Source organism: Asticcacaulis sp. DW145 (assembly GCF_037101385.1).
GTDB lineage: Bacteria > Pseudomonadota > Alphaproteobacteria > Caulobacterales > Caulobacteraceae > Asticcacaulis > Asticcacaulis currens.
Map to the genome: position 1 here is coordinate 1,244,850 of NZ_AP029024.1, position 16,990 is coordinate 1,261,839.

At 62.1% G+C, this 16,990-nt stretch carries 11 protein-coding genes; 6 read left to right on the forward strand and 5 right to left on the reverse strand.

All coding sequences use genetic code 11. The features are described from left to right. Positions 1 to 33: 33 nt before the first annotated feature. Positions 34 to 3,105: a bifunctional proline dehydrogenase/L-glutamate gamma-semialdehyde dehydrogenase PutA gene (gene putA / locus AACH73_RS05805; protein ID WP_338734246.1), complete on the reverse strand. Its 3,072-nt coding sequence runs from the start codon at positions 3,103 to 3,105 to the stop codon at positions 34 to 36. 131 nt (positions 3,106 to 3,236) lie between these two features. Between putA and AACH73_RS05810 the strand changes: the two genes are divergently transcribed. Together AACH73_RS05810 and AACH73_RS05815 are read left to right on the forward strand one after the other, a co-directional pair. Further along, positions 3,237 to 3,716, forward strand: coding sequence for an Lrp/AsnC ligand binding domain-containing protein (locus AACH73_RS05810; protein ID WP_338734247.1), 480 nt, complete (start codon positions 3,237 to 3,239; stop codon positions 3,714 to 3,716). A gap of 47 nt (positions 3,717 to 3,763) precedes the next feature. Next, a complete protein-coding gene (locus AACH73_RS05815) occupies positions 3,764 to 6,070 on the forward strand; it encodes a glycosyltransferase 36 (RefSeq protein ID WP_338734248.1) in 2,307 nt (768 codons plus the stop codon). Between the two features lie 99 nt (positions 6,071 to 6,169). Here AACH73_RS05815 and AACH73_RS05820 read toward each other — a convergent pair whose 3' ends face one another. The 3 genes from AACH73_RS05820 to AACH73_RS05830 form a co-directional block, all read right to left on the reverse strand. Further along, positions 6,170 to 6,484, reverse strand: coding sequence for a BlaI/MecI/CopY family transcriptional regulator (locus AACH73_RS05820; protein ID WP_338734249.1), 315 nt, complete (start codon positions 6,482 to 6,484; stop codon positions 6,170 to 6,172). 3 nt (positions 6,485 to 6,487) lie between these two features. Continuing rightward, complete coding sequence (locus tag AACH73_RS05825) at positions 6,488 to 6,937, reverse strand: hypothetical protein (RefSeq protein WP_338734250.1); 450 nt, start codon at positions 6,935 to 6,937, stop codon at positions 6,488 to 6,490. 80 nt (positions 6,938 to 7,017) lie between these two features. Further along, entirely contained in the window at positions 7,018 to 9,297 is a 2,280-nt protein-coding gene (locus AACH73_RS05830; protein WP_338734251.1) for a glycoside hydrolase family 127 protein, read from the reverse strand. 207 nt (positions 9,298 to 9,504) lie between these two features. Between AACH73_RS05830 and pelA the strand changes: the two genes are divergently transcribed. From pelA to AACH73_RS05845, 3 genes are all read left to right on the forward strand, one after another. Further along, on the forward strand, positions 9,505 to 10,800 hold the full coding sequence (gene pelA / locus AACH73_RS05835; protein ID WP_272740098.1) for a pectate lyase: 1,296 nt from the start codon (positions 9,505 to 9,507) through the stop codon (positions 10,798 to 10,800). A gap of 179 nt (positions 10,801 to 10,979) precedes the next feature. After that, positions 10,980 to 11,432: a response regulator gene (locus AACH73_RS05840; protein ID WP_272740097.1), complete on the forward strand. Its 453-nt coding sequence runs from the start codon at positions 10,980 to 10,982 to the stop codon at positions 11,430 to 11,432. Positions 11,433 to 11,622: 190 nt separating this feature from the next. Then, positions 11,623 to 12,120 (forward strand): hypothetical protein, encoded by a 498-nt coding sequence (locus AACH73_RS05845; RefSeq protein ID WP_338734252.1) that lies wholly within the window; start codon positions 11,623 to 11,625, stop codon positions 12,118 to 12,120. Between the two features lie 3 nt (positions 12,121 to 12,123). Here AACH73_RS05845 and AACH73_RS05850 read toward each other — a convergent pair whose 3' ends face one another. Then, on the reverse strand, positions 12,124 to 15,516 hold the full coding sequence (locus tag AACH73_RS05850; RefSeq protein ID WP_338734253.1) for a glycosyltransferase: 3,393 nt from the start codon (positions 15,514 to 15,516) through the stop codon (positions 12,124 to 12,126). 219 nt (positions 15,517 to 15,735) lie between these two features. Here AACH73_RS05850 and AACH73_RS05855 point away from each other — a divergent pair, with 219 nt between their 5' ends. Beyond that, a complete protein-coding gene (locus AACH73_RS05855; RefSeq protein WP_338734254.1) occupies positions 15,736 to 16,989 on the forward strand; it encodes a pectate lyase in 1,254 nt (417 codons plus the stop codon). Position 16,990 lies beyond the last annotated feature (1 nt).

The window sequence follows — 16,990 nt, forward strand, 5'->3', positions numbered from 1 at the left end:
AATCAGGAGAAGGGGCGTCCGAAATAAAGGGCGTCAGATGTCTGTTTCGGCCAGCGACAACAGGGTGGCATTGCCGCCCGCCGAGGTGGTATCGACAGAGACGGTACGTTCGCTGGCAAAGCGCAACAGATAGTGCGGGCCACCCGCCTTGGGCCCGGTGCCGGACAGGCCTTCGCCGCCAAACGGTTGTGATCCGACCACGGCCCCGATCATCGAGCGGTTGACATAAAGATTGCCGACCTTGGCCAAAGACTTGACCCGCTCGGCGGTTTCGGCAACGCGCGAATGCAGCCCCATGGTCAGGCCGTAACCGCGGGCATTGACGCGGGCAACCACGTTCTCCAGTTCACCGGCCTTCCAGGTCGCGACGTGCAGGATGGGGCCAAACCATTCCTGCGACAGGTCTTCGATGGCGTCGAGGCGGATCAGGGTCGGCGGCACGAAGAGGCCCGTTTGCGGGGCTTCAAGCGTATGAATCCATTGCGCTTGAATCGACTGGCGATACGCAAGTAACTTATCGCGTGCGGCGGCGTCGATGACCGGACCGACGTCGGTGCGGATATCCGCCGGGTCACCCAGCACCAGCGCGTCCATCGCCCCCTTGAGCATATGGATAATCGTGTCGGCCACGTCTTCCTGCACGATCAGCAGGCGCAGGGCCGAGCAACGCTGACCGGCGGAGCGGAAGGCCGAGGTCACCACATCGCCCACCACCTGTTCCGGCAGGGCGGTGGAATCGACGATCATGGCGTTTAGGCCGCCGGTTTCAGCGATCAGCGGCACAAGGGGGCGGCTGTCGTCGCTGAGCAGGCTGCGGGCGATGGCGCGCGCCGTACCGGTCGAGCCCGTGAAGGCGACGCCGTGCACGGCGGCTGAAGCGGTCAGGGCGGCACCGACGTCGGGGCCGCCGGGCAGGAAGTGCAGCACATCGACCGGGATTCCGGCCTCATGTGCCAGTTGTACGGCGCGGAAGGCGATCAGCGGCGTTTGCGGCGCGGGCTTGGCCACCACAGGGTTTCCGGCGACCAGAGCGGCGGTCACTTGCCCGATGAAAATGGCCAGCGGAAAATTCCATGGCGAAATGCAAGCAAAGGTGCCGCGGCCGGTAAGGCGCAGTTCGTTCAACTCGCCCGTCGGCCCCGGCAGCGTCACGGGGCGGAACTGCTCGCGGGCATTGACGGCGTAGTAGCGGCAGAAATCGACGGCTTCGCGGATTTCGGCCACGGCGTCGCCAATGGTCTTGCCCGCCTCGTGCACGCATAGCCCCATCAGTTCGAGGCGGTGCGTTTCCATGAGATCGGCGAGACGCTCCAGACAGGCGGCACGGTCTTCGACCGGTGTCGCGGCCCAGCGATCGGCGGCGGCATCGGCGGCCTTCAGGGCGCGCGACACGTCCTCGGCGGAGGCTTCGATCACGGTGCCGATGGGGTGCGACGGGTCGGCGGGGCGCAGCACCATCTTAGGCGTGCCGCTGACGGCCTGACCCGACACCAGTGCCGTGGCGGCGTGAGAGTTTGCGCCAACGGTGGCAAGGGCGCTGAGCGTTGCGTCGAGCGTGGCCTTATCGCTGAGGTCCAGACCCTGCGAATTGGTGCGGCCGGGGAAGAGGCCAGCGGGCAGGGGGATGGCCGGGTGCGGGCGGCCTTTGACGGCGGCGATGTGGGCGGCAGGATCGGACAAAAGCGTTTCCTCATTGACAGTTGGGTCGGCCAGTTGATGCACGAACGACGAGTTGGCGCCGTTTTCGAGCAGGCGGCGTACCAGATAGGCGAGTAGTTCCTTATGACCACCCACCGGCGCATAGGTGCGGCAGCTATAGCCCAATTCGCGCACCAGACGCTCATGCAGACCTTCGCCCATGCCGTGCAGGCGCTGGAACTCAAAGTCGCGACGTTCGCCCGCCCACTCCATGATCGTCGCCACGGTCAGGGCATTGTGGCCCGCAAAGGCCGGCCAGATGTGTGAGGCGTCCAGCATATCCTTCGCACAGGCGAGGTAGGAGACATCGGTGGCCGGTTTGCGTGTAAACAGCGGATAGTCGCTGAGGCCTTCGACCTGCGCGCGCTTGATTTCGGAATCCCAGTAGGCCCCCTTGACCAGACGCACCTTAAGGCGGTGGCTGGTCGCCTGACCGATGGCCTGCGCCCAGCCGATCAGAGGGCGGGCGCGCTTGCCATAAGCCTGCGCCGCCATGCCGAGGCCGTCCCAGCCGGACAGAGCGGGATCGCGCAGCACGCCTTCGATGATGTCGAGCGAGATCATCAGACGCTCGGTCTCTTCGGCGTCTATGGTCAGGTCCATATTGTAGCCCGCGGCCTTGGCGGCCAGATGACGGATCATCTCAATCAGTTGCGGAACGCAAGTTTCCTGATTGGCGACTTCGTAGCGCGGATGCAGGGCCGACAGCTTGATCGAAATGGAATGGCCATTGCCTTTTGGCGATCGCCCGACCGTGTCCAGCGCCTGCTCATAGGCCGCGAAGTATTTTTCGGCGTCGGCGAAGGTGCGCGCCGACTCGCCCAGCATATCGAAAGAGGCGGTGAAGCCCTTGTTTTCAGGTTTGGCAGCGACGTCGAGCGCTTCGTCGATGGTGCGGCCCATGACGAAGACTTCGCCCATCATCTTCATGGCTACGGCCACCCCCTGACGGATGACGGGTTCGCCCATACGGGTGATCAGCTTTTTCAGCGTCCCGGCCTGTTGCGGGTCTTCGACCAGGGCACGGGTGAGGATCAGGCCGAAGGTCGCTGTATTGACCAGAGCCGAGCCGGATTTCGCCTTATGCGCCCGCCAGTCGGCATCGCCGATCTTATCGCGGATCAGAAGGTTCGCCGTTTCCGGATCGGGGACGCGCAGATAGGCCTCGGCCAACGACAACAGCGCCACGCCTTCGGCCGTGTTCAGCCGGTATTCCTGAAGGAAGCGATTGACCCAGCCGGTCGATTGCGCCGCCTTGAGGTCCTGAAGGATCAGGCGCGCCTGCGCCATCACGCGCTGACGCGTGGCGGTATCGAGCGTGGCGGCGGGCAATAGGGCCGCCAGCACCTCCGGCTCGGGGGCGCGATGAAGGGCGATCATGCGGGCGCGGGCGTCGGCAGGCGTCATGGAGGCTCCGGAATGGTCGTATATGAAACTTTTTAGAGTATGCCCGGTTTATGGAAAATGTCCTTGGAATTTTACCGGGATTGGCCGAAGGATATTTATTCAATATTGCCAATTTCATGCGAATCTTCTGCATGAAACCGGATAGGGAAAACGCCATGCTGGATGAGATCGACCGCAGGATTCTGCGCCTGCTGCAAGCGGACGGGCGCATGACCAATCAGGCGCTGGCCGAGGCGGTGCACGTCTCACCGGCGGCCTGCTTTGAGCGCGTCAAGCGCCTGAAGGCCAATGGCTATATTTTGGGCACCATGGCCATTCTGGATCCGGTCAAGCTGGATCGTGCCCTGCTGATCTTCGTCGAGGTGCTGCTCGATCGCACGACCGAGGACGTGTTCGATGCCTTTCGCCACGCCGTGACGCGCCAGCCGGAAATCCTGGAATGTCATATGGTTGCGGGTGGTTTCGACTATCTGATCAAGGCGCGGGTGAAGGACATGGCGGCCTACCGGCAGTTTCTGGGTGACGCGCTGGTGTCGCTGCCCGGTGTGCGTGAAACCCGCACCTATGCGGTGCTGGAAGAGGTCAAAAACGCCATCACCCTGCCGGTTTAACCCTCAGTCCCGCTTGACCCGACAACGTTGTCGTGTTTTGAAGCGGTATGCGCCTGATCACCCTGACCCCCGACTCCTGTACCCTGACCTCCGCTACGGCCATGCCGCGTGCCTCCGGCTTTCTGTGGAACCGCAAGATGATGCTGCACGCGACCTGTCGCGGCTTCGTCACGGCTCAGCATATGCAGCCGGAACCGGCCAAATACAGCCACGCGCCGGTCGTGGAGGGTAAAACCTTCATGCTGCCGGAAACGGCGCACTACGCCCATCATCCGGGCCGGTTTGTCTATGTGCGCGATCTGGTCAGTCAGAAGCATTTTTCGGTGCCGCATGAGCCGGTGCGGCGTGCGCCAAAGACATTTGCTTTTACGCAGCACCCGGAACGGCTGGAATGGTCGGTCGAACAGGACGATCTCGATATCCGCTGGAGTCTGGTCCTGCCCGTCGATGAGGCGGTCGAACTGTGGCGACTGGAAATCCGTAACCGGGTGGATATAGAGCGCGCCCTGCGCATCGTGCCCTATTTCCCGGTCGGCTATATGAGCTGGATGAATCAGGGCGCATGCTTTGATGCCGACCTGAATGCGGTTATCGCCAGCTCGGTGACCGCCTATCAAAAGATAGACGATTACTTTAAAAACCAGCACCTTAAAGACAAAACCTTCCTCACGTGTGATCGCCTACCGGACGCCTTTGAGACGCGGCGCGAAGACTTTGAAGGCGAGGGTGGGCTGAACGATCCGGACATGCTGCGTACCGGGCTCAAGGGCGGCGAGGCGCTCTATGAAACGCCGGCGGCGGTGCTGCAATTCGACCAGACGCTAGAGGCCAATGAGGCTCAGGTCTGGCATTTTGTTTTCGGTCCGGCCTTTGACGAGGCCGAGGTGGCGCGCCTGAAAGCCGCCTATCTGGGGCCTGAGGCCTTTGAGCGGGTCTGTAGTGAGGCGCGCGCCTATGTCGAACAGGGGCGCGGCGTGTTGTCCATCGAAACGCCGGATACGCATTTCGACGCCTTCATGAACCGCTGGCTGGCGCGGCAGGTCTATTATCACGGCGACACCAACCGCCTGACCACCGATCCACAGACGCGCAACTATCTTCAGGACGCGCTGGGCATGGTGTTTGTGCGCCCGCAAAGCGCCAGAGAGTCGCTGCTCTATGCCCTCTCAAAGCAAAACGCCGACGGCTCCATGCCCGACGGCATCAAACTCTATGATGGGGCACAGTTCAGCTACATCAACCAGGTGCCGCATACGGACCATTGTGTGTGGCTGTTTATCCTGCTCGAAGCCTATCTTGATGAGACCGACGACTACGCGGTGCTGGATGCCGAGGTTGATGGTCAAAGCGTGCGGGCGCGGCTGGAGGCGGCGCTGCGCTGGCTACTCAAAACCCGTGACCATCGCCGGCTGAGCTATATTGATCAGGGCGACTGGAACGACCCGATGAATATGGTGGGTTGGAAGGGCAAGGGGGTCTCCGGCTGGCTGACCTTGGCTGTGGCCTATGCGCTGCGTCTATGGGTGCGCCTGTCGGGAGAGACCGAGCCCTGGGCGGCCGAAGCCGAGGCGATGAACGCCGCCATGAACACACATCTGTGGGACGGCGACTGGTTCGGGCGGGGGATTACCGACGACGATGTGGCCTTTGGCATCAAGCGCGATCCGGAGGGGCGGTTGTACATCAATCCGCAGAGCTTTGCCCTTCTGTCGGGCGCGGCCTCGGAAGCGCAGGCCGAGCGCATGGTGCAGGCCGTGGCGGCGGAACTGGAGACGCCCTATGGCGTCGAAATGCTGGGCCCACCCTACACAAAGATGCGCGAAGATGTCGGGCGTCTGACGCAAAAATCGCCCGGCGTGGCGGAAAACGGCTCGGTCTATAACCACGCGGCAGCCTTTTATATCTATAGCCTGACGCAGGTGAAGAAGGGGGAAAAAGCCTTTGAACTGATGCGTAAAATGCTCGCCGGTGTCGATGAGGCCGACTATGTGCAGCGCGGTCAGTTTCCGGTCTTCATCCCCAACTATTACCGCGGCGATTTCCATGCCCATCCGCGCACTGCGGGCCGGTCTTCACAGTTGTTCAACACCGGCACCGTGGCCTGGGTCTATCGCAGCCTGATCGAGGGGCTGTTCGGCCTGAAAGGCACGCGCGAGGGCCTGAGCGTGCGGCCCTGCCTGCCGGCGTACTGGACCGAGGCCAAGGCGACACGCCTGTTCCGGGGGTCGACGTACCACGTCACCTATCGCCGGGGGGACCCGCCGGGTCTGATGCTGGACGGTCAGCCGATAGCGGGGGATGTACTGCCACTGCCGCAAACGCCCGGTACGTTCGAAGTTGTTGTGACCCTGTAACAAGGACGCCGGACACAAGGGTCCGGCGGCGCCAAAATGGGATAGGGCGCAGTTTGGTCAGGTCCGTGGAACGGGGAGCGTTACGCAGAAACTGACGGTTCAGAAGGTCTCATCGATGAAGCGGCGGAAGGCCTCACGGTCACTGGCGAAGGTTCGATTGATCAGGTTGTCGATCTCGTGCGCCACATAGGCGTCGCGGGTGATCAGCGGATGGTAGCGCAGGGTGCCGTCTTCGCGTTGCGAGCGCAGGGCCTGTTTGTGTATCAAGCGCGCGATCAGAGTCTTGATGGTCGCATCGCCCCAATCCCGGCCCGTCTTGACCTCGGCGATCAGGCGCCCCGGGGGCAGGGGCCCCAGCCGCCACAGAGCGTCCAGAACTGCCGATTCCGCATCGGTAATGGGGGGCACGCTCACGCCCTATTCCCCCAGCACCGCGCGGTCGATCCGTGCTTCGACCGCCCAGTGGGCGATGACCGCGACCGAGCCGGTGATTAGACCCAGCAGGATCAACGAGGCGATCTCGGCCCAGCCGGGCGCCAGCACCGCTACGGGCGGCACGGTCTTCGCATTGGCCAGCCCGATGGTCATGTTCAGTGTTCCAAAAGCCGCCCCGACGAGTCCGGCCAGCGGCCCGCCTAGTCTCAACCCCTTGAGAAAGGCCGAACTACCGGCCAGACGCGGTCCCTGCAGCAGTTTGCGAATACAGACCACGATAGCCGCAGCCGTGGCCGCCAGCAGGCCAAGGATCAGCACCTGCACCGGCATGGCGGCGTGCTGAAAGATGGTCAGGGGGGTGAACGGTGCGGCCAGAGCCATGCCGGGTGCGAGCAGGGATGCCGAGACAAGACACAGTAACAAAAGGCGCATAATTTCCTCCAATTTACGTTTGTAGATTTAATATTCTACATTTGTAAATCGGAGTCAACCGTCTCTTTTGCACGCGTGTCTCAGGTGGTCTGCGCGGGGGCTCTTTTCAAAATCCGCGCCTCATAGACATTGGCCCATTGATCGCGGTCGGCCTCGAAGCGCACCCGCACCTTGCTCTTGCCCGCTGTCAGGGCAGCGGGCAGGGGGTAGGTAATGACATTGCGCGCCACCGTCGCGTCGCCGGCCAGAGTCTCGGTCGCCAGCACCTGACCTTCGACCAGCAGACGGAAGGATTTGTTGCGGTCGCGCCCGGCATAGGCGACCTGTAGCATCAGCGGCCCTTCAGCGGTTTTGAGGTCAAAGGCCAGATAGCCTTTTTGAATCAACCGTCCCCGTTCAGCGATATGGGTGATGGTCGCCGTATTGGGCGTGCCTTCAAAGGCGTGGTCGGTTTCCGGCTGCTGTTCACCCAGCCGAATGAAATCCACTGTTCGGGCGGCCATATCGGCGCGGTCCTTCGCCGCCTGACGCCATACGGCCTCTTCGCCAACCCATTCTGCCCTGCCGAAACGGCGGAAATAGACCGCGGTGCGGTTGCGATGTTGCAGGAAAAAAGGCTTCAGGCTGAGGTCGCCCGGCTTGCCCTGCGTCCCCAGTCGATACTGATGTAGGCCTCCGGCGGCGACCAGTTGGGGTGCAGCCTCATCGGACACCAGCGCCGGATCGACGCCTTCCCACGGTTGATCCGACGGGCCAAGGTCACCGGCCAGCACCAGCGGCCCGCTGAGGAAGGCGATCAGTTTGGCATCATCCGGCATGGCTTCGACGCGCAACGGCATGGGCAGGCGTAACTCAAGACGGTCGCCGCTTTTAAGTCCCGTGAGCCGCAAATAGCCGTTCTGACGCACCCCCGCCGCCTTGCCGTTCAGCCTGACCATCGGCGCGCTGCACCAACCGGGCACGCGCAAAAGCAGTGCCTTGGGGGCCTTGCGCACCGTGATCACCACCTGATCGGACAGGGGGAAGGCGGTATCCATATCGAGCTGCGCTTCGGGCGCGGTCAGGGTCGAGGCGTAATAGAGGTTCACCGCCACACCATCGCCGCGCCGCCACCAGATGCTTTCGCCATGCTTGGAATGGCTTTCCATGCCCGACCCGACGCAGCACCAGAAGTCATTGGTTGGGTCCGAATGCACGCGCCCCAGACCGGAGGCCAGTCCGGAGAAATAGGTGAACATGCCCGTTTGCGGGTCTTGCTGGCTCATAATGTGGTTGAGATGGGCCCGCTCGTAGAAATCGAACAGGGCCGCATCGCCGCTCCAGCCATAGATATGCCGTGTAAGACGCAGCATATTGTAGCTGTTGCAGGCCTCGCAGGTCTGCTGATCGAGCCGGTTAGCCAAGTGCCGCGGCGCCCCGAAATGTTCGTGGTCGGAATTGCCGCCGATAACGTAGGAGTGGTCGCGCGTCACGGTCTGCCAGAAAAAGCGCGCGATGCGGGCGTCGTCGGCATTTTGCGTCAGCTCGTAAAGGCGGGCGTTGCCGACGATCTTGGGGATCTGCGTATTGGCGTGCTTTCCGGCCAGTTCGTCCCGCCCGGCGGCCAGGGGATCGACAATGGCGCGGTGACGCAGACGCTGCGACAGGGTCAGCCAGCGCGGGTTCTTCGTTCGCGCATAGAGTTCGGCATAGGACTCGGTCAGGCCGCCATGTTCGGCGCGCAGAATTTCCTGAATTTGCGCATCGCTGAGACCTTCGAGAATGGTCCCCAGATAGTCCCCCAGCCCTGTGGCGACGGTCAGACCGTCGTCAAGCCCGGCGTGCTGATGCGCGTCGAGCGTCCCGGCCATCACCTTGTGATAGGTATAAAGCGGCACCCAGCCACCGTTCAGGTCAAAGCCCGCCGTGCGGATGTCGCCTCTGCGCAACTCCTCATAGACGACCTTGCCATCCACCTCCTGCCCGTTGCGGCCGACGGTCGTGCCGCCCGCATAGCCGTCGCCCTGTTTGGCCTGAACGGTCTTCAATTCGCTCAGCACATAGGCGGCGCGGTCACGAAATTCGGGTTTGCCCGTCTGCGCGTACATCAGTGACAGAGCGGAAAGGTAGTGGCCCAAACTATGGCCCGCAATGCCGCGCGCTTCCCAGCCGCCATAGACCTCGCCCTTGGGGTCCAGCCCGGCACCCTTGCGGAAATTGTGCAGAAAGCGGTCGGGCGACAGCGACAGGAGATAGCGCTGGTTGGCCTCGATTGAGGTCAGAAAGATCGACGGCTTGAGCCGCACCTGCGACAGAGGAAACGGCTTAGCGGATATAGGGTCAGGCGTCACGGCCCCGGCGGCGCTCGCGCCCACAGCCATTCCCAATCCCGCAGCCGTCACACCCCGTCGCGTCCAGCCCTGCATAACGTTTCTCCAATCTTTGTTTTTCGTACTATATCCTTTCATTTGTCTGAGTAAAATCAAACTTGCACAGAGCGACGGATTTCGCCTTGCCACACGTTTGACACCGGTATCATATATACCCAACCATAACAGACGCCACTCACTGTCTTCCGGGGAAATGCCATGCACCGCCGCACCTTACTCACCTGCCTTGCCGCCTTGCCACTTACAGCGCCCATAGCCGCCCGCGCCGCTCAGATCGGCGTGAATACGCCGTTTCCGCCCTTGAGCCCGGAACGTATCCGCGCGCTGATCCCGGCACCGGAGCAGGCGGCATGGCTCGATTATCTGAAGCGGTCGCAGGCGCAACTGGCTGCCGATCAGGCCGCACTTCTGGCCGAACGCAAGGGGCTGAGCGTCATTCCGGCCGAACCGAAGAGCGGCAACGGCGAAAAGACCATGCCGCTCGATAAACCGGCAGCGTGGTACGCCTCGGCAGAGGGCCGCAAGGTCGCCGATAATATCGTCAGCTTCCAGACGCCGGCGGGGGGCTGGGGCAAGAACCAGCCGCACGACACCGAACCGCGCGTCCGGGGACAGCACTATGTGGCGGGCAACAGCCTGCAAACCAAGCCCGCCGGCGATTTTGATGCACCGACCCTACCGGACTGGAGCTATGTCGGGACCATCGACAATGACGCCACCCTGACCGAAACGCGGTTTCTGGCGCTGGCCTTCAATGCCACACAGGACGCGCGTTACCGCGATGGCGCGATACGGGGCCTGACCTACCTGCTTAATGCGCAGTTCCCTAACGGCGGCTGGCCACAGGTCTGGCCGCTGATGGGGGGCTATCATGACGCCCTGACGCTCAACGACAATGCGATGATTTCGGTGTCGCGCCTGATGGGCGATGTCGGGCGGGCAGAGTCCGCTTTCGCCTTCGTCCCCGCCGAGGTGCGCGCGCGTTGTCTGGCGGCGGAACAACGCGCTCTGGCTATATTTCTGAAGGCGCAGGTGGTCATCGACGGAAAACTGACCCTGTGGGCGCAGCAGTATGATGCCCTGACCCTGACCCCCTGTTCGGCCCGCAATTACGAGATGCCGTCGCTCAGCTCGGCCGAAAGCGGTTCTCTGCTGGTCTATCTGATGCAGCAGCCCAACCCTTCAGTCGAGATGAAGGCGGCGATCGTGGCGGGTGTCGAAACCCTTGAAGCGCTGAAAATCATGGGCAAGGGCTTTGAACGTACCCCTGATGGTCAGGATCGTCGTCTGGTGGACAGGCCAGGTGCGGGCCCCATCTGGTCACGCTATTACGATCTGAAAACGCTGAAACCCATCTTTGGTAACCGCACAAAAACGCTTCACGACACGATTGACGATGTCGAACCGGAGCGTCGTCGCGGCTATTCGTGGTTCGGCAACGGTCCGCAAAGCGCGCTCAAGGCCTATGTCGCCTGGAAGGCGAAATTCGGCTAAGCCGATCCCAATGGAAAACTTATCATCGGCGTGATCACTTAGGGCGGAGTGACCTCCCACAGGACGGTCGTTCCGCTCTAAGTCTATATCCGGAGCGATGTTTTCGCAGAAAACCGCTCACGCCGTTTCTGCGCATCGCTGTGGGTGCAAACAGAAAAAAACGTCTCGAAGTCATCTGCATGGCCAAACCCCACCCGGCCTCTCATTCGCCTCTTTCGTCCCTGTCGCCCTCAGCGGCCAGTGCCGTGCGCATTTTGCTGGTGGAGGATAATCCCGCCAATGCGCTGGTCGCTGGCCTGTTTCTGGAACAGATGGGCTATGAGCATGATCGCGCTGAAAATGGCCGCGAGGCGCTGGAATCGTTCGCAGCGGGTCACTACGGCCTTGTGCTGATGGACCTTCAGATGCCGGAGATGGACGGATACGAGGCCACGCGCCGCATCCGGGCTATGGAGCGGGATACGGGGCGCGATGCTGTCCCCATAGTGGCGCTGACGGCGCACGCGCTCAGCGGGGACCGTGAGGCCTGTCTGGCGGCCGGTATGGATGATTACCTCTCTAAACCTTTCAAGCCGGAGGAGTTGCGGGCGTGCCTGACACGCCTGACCGGCGTGCCGCGACCCGCCGCATAAGACGGCGCACGGCGTCCGCAGACACGCCATCGCGCGCCATCAGCCGTTGCACAATCGGCTCTGACAACAGGTCTTCGAGGTCAGAAGACATCCGCTCATCCTCCCTGGATTTTTCACTTTGCGACTCGTTCTCAATAATGCTAATGAGAATTATTCGCAATTGTTTAATCGGCGCAGGAGGTCGGTTTTCATGTCAGACACATCTATTGCCCGTCGGGGGCGGGACCTTCGGCATTTGCGCTACGCCGAGCACTTTCTGATCTGGGCGTTGCGCACCTCGGTCGCCTGTTCGCCGCGCTGCCGTCTGCTGCAACGCGAATTTGTCCATGCCTTCGGGCCGGACCCAGCGGAGGGACTGACAGCGTTCCACGGCTGGCTTCTGGCGCTGGCCAAAGGTCGGCGGCGACTGGAAATCGGACGTCCGGGCCTGATCGAACTGACCCGTGACGAGGCGTTGCTGCTGAGCCTGCTGACCGCGGCGCAGATGAGTGAGGCGGCGCACTTCACCGCTCTGGGGCGCTTCATCATGGGCGGCGAGCCCGACGCCGGGCTCTATTCGGCGGCCAGCGCCCTGATGAGTCTGATGGACCGCCGAGGTCATGGGCTGCCGGTGTCCGTCTCTATGGGGCGTGAGCCGCCGACCGCCTTGCCCTGCGTCGGCAACCGGCCGCAACTGAAAGCGGTTTAGGCTTTACGGTTGTTGGTTTTGGCCTGTCGATGACGCCGGGGCAACCCGTCCGCTGCGTTCCAGCTTGCCCCAGCCCACCGAACGGCCACGTCCGGCAGAGGCCAGCGCCTTCAGCACAACATAGTACATGATCTGGCGATAGACGAAGCGTTGCGACAGGAGCCAGAAAACGGGATAGCGTTTTTCTCTCGGCTCCAGCATGTAGGCGATCCAGCCGCACAGGGCGTCGATGGCGACAAAGACGGCCCAGTAGAGCAGCATCCGTTCCAGCGTGCCGTCCGTCTGATCCAGTCCATGCTGGCTGATCGTCCATACTGTGGCGACCACGTTGATCAGCAGGGCCAGATCAATCAGGGGCGAAATCACCGAGAATCCGATCTGGAAAATCCACGCCTGCGGCAGGCCGATATGCGCCAGTCCTTTCGGCTTGCCTTCACGCAGGATGCGGCGGTGCTTCCACAGGCATTGAAGGGTGCCAAAAGCCCAGCGATAGCGCTGCTTGATCAGGGCGGCAAAACTTTCGGGCGCTTCGGTCCACGCCACGGCGTCCTGATCATAAGCCACGGCCCAACCCCGGCGCTGAATGGCGATGGTTAGATCCTGATCCTCGGCCAGGGTGTCGTGCGGATAGCCGCCGACCTCTTCCAGTGCCGCGCGTCGCCACGCGCCGACGGCACCGGGCACCACCATCATGGCGCCAAAGGTGGCCAGAGCCGACCGCTCCAGATTCTGCGCCGTAACATATTCCACCCCCTGCCAGCGGGTGACGAAGTTGAAGCGGTTGCCCACCTTGGCATTGCCCGCCACCGCGCCGATTTCCGGCTTGATGAACCAGCGCACAAGGCGCGCAATGGTTTCCGGTTCGAACTGCGTATCGGCATCGAGCGCGATGATGATTTCGCCCCTGGCTCTGGCAATACCGGTATTAACGGCAGTGGCCTTACCGGCATTGGCCTGTGTGATCAGGGTGACGCGTGCATCATCGGCAAAAGCGCGGGCGACGATGGCGCTGGTCTCGTCCTTCGATCCGTCATCGACCACCACGACCTCAAGATCGACATCGACACTGGTCAGGACGCGGCGCACCGAGGCTTCGATGACGCGGGCCTCGTTATAGGCCGGGATAATGACGCTGACGCGGCGCGACCGAACGAAGGCTTCTATCGTACCGTCTTCGGTTTCGGCGGGCGGGTCCATGTGCCCACTATAGTCGGCCCAGATCGCCATGACGCTCAGGGTAATGGCTCGCGTCACGCCCAGTACGATGGCGGCAATAAACAGCCATTGCAGGCCCACAGCTCCCCAGGCCAGCAACATAAAGACGCCGACATCGAAGCGCACCGCCGCCAGATCATTGCCGGAAAGAGTCGGCATGGCCTGAGCCGCGGGCAGGTCGGTCAGACCGCTGACGGTCGTAAACTGATAGCCTTGCGCCTTGAGGGCGCGAATGATTTGCGGCAGGGCGTCAATGGTCTGCTGACGGTCACCGCCGGAATCGTGCAACAACACGATCTGACCCGAGCGGCAGTTATTGAAGTCTTCCTTACAGGCCTCAGACGCGGCGCTGGCGGCCCCGTCGGCGACGCCTTTGAGCACATTGTTTATGATCGCCTGAACGCCCGGCTTTTGCCAGTCTTCGGAATCGACGTGCAGGCCGACGCTGGTATAGCCCATCCGCTGCCCTAGCAGCACCGGCGCCAGTTCGTTTTCGGTCGTCGGTTCGGCGTCCCCGAAATAGGGGGCCCGCAGCCAGCGCAGGGAGCGTCCCGTATAGGCTTCGACCACGCGCTGGGTCGAGTTCAGCTCTACCCGTGCCCATTCGGCGGGTATATTCGCCATATTGGGGTGGGTGTAGGTGTGATTGCCCAGTTCATGCCCCTGCGCCAGCATGGTCTTCAGCAGAAACGGATGCCCCAGCGCCTTTTCACCGATCACAAAGAAGGTGGCCGGGACGTGTTCGGCCTTCAGAATCTCCAGTACCTTGGGCGTCCATTTGGGGTCGGGGCCATCATCGAAGGTCAGGGCGATATAGCCGGGCTTGAACCCGGTGCGGCGCACCACATAGGGGGTGGGCAGGGTCTGATAGGTCTGGTTCTGGGCGACGCGCTGGGCGTCAAATTCGACCTTGCGGTGACCGAAGGTGGGGGTGGCGCTGATGCGCAGCACTTCGCCAGCCCCTTCGACATCGACATTGCCGGCCGGTTTCAGCGTCGTCAGGTCGGGCGTGGTCCGGCCCTGAAAATGCGCAAAGTCCTGCCAGATGCCGGGGTCTTCCGAGCCGAGACGCCAGAGCGCCACGCCATAGGCATCGGAAGCGTGCACGGCCAGAAGCTGATTCCACGCGCTCACCGCGTCCAGCAGCCACACCTCGTGATTGACACCGTTTTCCTGATAGGCGAAGCCGCTATTGCCGGTCGCCCGATCATAGGACACCGGCGCGTCAGAATCGTGCGCGATCAGCCACGCATCACCCACGGTCAGCACGGTCGTGCCGAATTTGGACCAGTCGTAGGCGTAGTTGCCGATACAGACGATGGCCTTTTCCGCCGGGACGACCTTCATGGCCATGGCCAGACGTCCTTCGAACCAGTCCTGCGCCGCGATGGGCCCGGCCTTATCGACCATCGAGTGCTGGTCGTAGATCATCAGGAACAGTTTGTCCGTCACCGCGGCAAAGGCCGACAGGTTCCATTCCGGATCATCGACCGGCACGGTGGCAGTCACCGAATAGCCCTTGACACCGAGACGCGTGCGGGCCTCTTTCAGGAAGGCGAGATAGGGCTTAAGCGCGGCGGGTTCCAGATTTTCAAAGTCGAAGACGACACCCGCCGATTTTTCCTGACGCAGGGTGTCTTCAACCTGCCCCAGAAAGCGGTTGCGGGCGGCAATATCCGTCAGGAGGCGGCGGGTGTTTTCGCGCTCAAAGCCCTTGGGTGCGATATTCTGCACCATGGTCAGAAGGACGGGCGGCTTTTTGGCGGCGGCCCGTGCCTTTTCGAAGCGCACATCCGGCTGATAGACATAGGTGTGCTGAGGGCCGGAAACACTCGCGAAGGCCCCGATGACGACGTCCATTTCACTGGCGTGCGCCTCGAAGGCGGCGCGGCTGCCGTCGTCCCATGGGACGTAAAAACCGATAATTTTTTGAGGCTTGTCGGCGTGCCGGCCCAATGTGCGCAGACGGTGCGGGTGATTGACGTCGTGGGTGCGGAAGTTCCACCGCGAGGCGTGAGACGCTTCCATATGCAGGTCGAGATCGCGCGGCACCGGTACGAACAGGATGGAAAGAATCAGACCCAGAAACAGAAGGGTCGCCGCCGCCGCCAGCGCAATCACGCCCATCAGCGTGGCCTTGTTGCGCTTGCCCGAGGGATCGAAAAAGACCGGTGTTTTCATCTTAGGAACGCTCTGCCCGAAAGGGATACCGGCGCGAAATGCCCGCGCATCGTGTCAAAATTGAGATAACTGCAATCGTTTTTTAGAAGAAGCGGTCGCTTGCCGCAACTCTGCACAGATTCAGGACATAATCGGCAACGGAAACCGGTTACCCTGTTCGTAAAAGGGACCAAATAGCGGCCTGGGACGCTTAACCCAATACCGAACCGGGGAGAATCAATGCGCAACCGCCTTCACCGCCGCACTATGCTTACGGGCCTTGCCTGGGCCGTCGCCTTTCCTGCCCTCGCCGCGCCGTCACCGGCTCTGATCCGCGTGACGACGCTCGATCCGGAAGGCCCGGGATCATTGAAGGCGGCGCTCGACACGCCCGGCCCCCGCATTGTGGTGTTTGACGTCGGTGGCGTGATCGACCTGCAAAAAGCCACCCTGACCCTTCGTGAGCCCTTTTTAACTGTGGCCGGTGAAACCGCACCCTCACCGGGTATCACCCTGATCAGAGGCGGGATCAGCGTTCAGACCCACCATGTGGTTATCCGGCATATCGCCGTAAGGCCGGGATCGGCGGGTATGGCGCCGCGCTCAGGGTTTGAGCCGGACGGGCTTTCCTGTACGGCGGCGCATGACGTGCTGATCGAACAGTGCAGCTTTACCTGGGCGGTCGATGAGGCCCTGTCCGCGTCCGGACCACGGTTCGACGGGGCAACGCCTGACGCATGGCGGCGCAACACCTCGCACACTATTGTGTTCAGAAACAATCTGATCGGCGAAAGTCTTCATCACGCCAGCCACGCCAAAGGCCCACATTCGATGGGCTCTTTGTTTCACGACAATGTGACGGGGGCGCTGTTGATGGGTAATCTCTATGCCCAAAATAATGAGCGTCATCCGCTGATCAAGGGCGGGGCGCAGGCGGTCGTCGTCAACAATGTCTTTGTCAATCCGGGCTCGGCCTGCGCGCAATATACGCTGGTCGAAGACCAGTGGAAGGGGCGGGAGCCCATAGCCGGTAAGCTCCTGTTGCGCGGCAATGTCATGCGCGGCGGGGTGAATACGCGCCCCAATCTCGGCCTGCTGAAGTTTGGCGGGGCAGGGGATCTGGACCTGCACGCCGCCGACAATATCGCCACCTATGCCGACGGCAGCGCAGCCCCTATGGTCACCTGGTATCAGGCGCGGGCGGATGGTTACGAAGATCAGGGCCCCTATCGACCAAAGGCCTATATCCGCGCCTTGCCGAAGGAAAGCCTGTGGCCGCAGGGTTTGAGGTTGCTACCGGCGGACGCGGTCGAAGCCCATGTCTGTCGCCACGTCGGCGCACGGCCGTGGGCGCGCGATCCGATCGACGCACGTATCATTGCTGAAGCGCAGGCGGGTCGGGGGCGCATTATCGACAGTGAAAACGACGTCGGTGGCTATCCGCAACGGGCCGCGACCCGTCGGGCGTTTCATGAGTCGTATCTTTTAAAGTAGG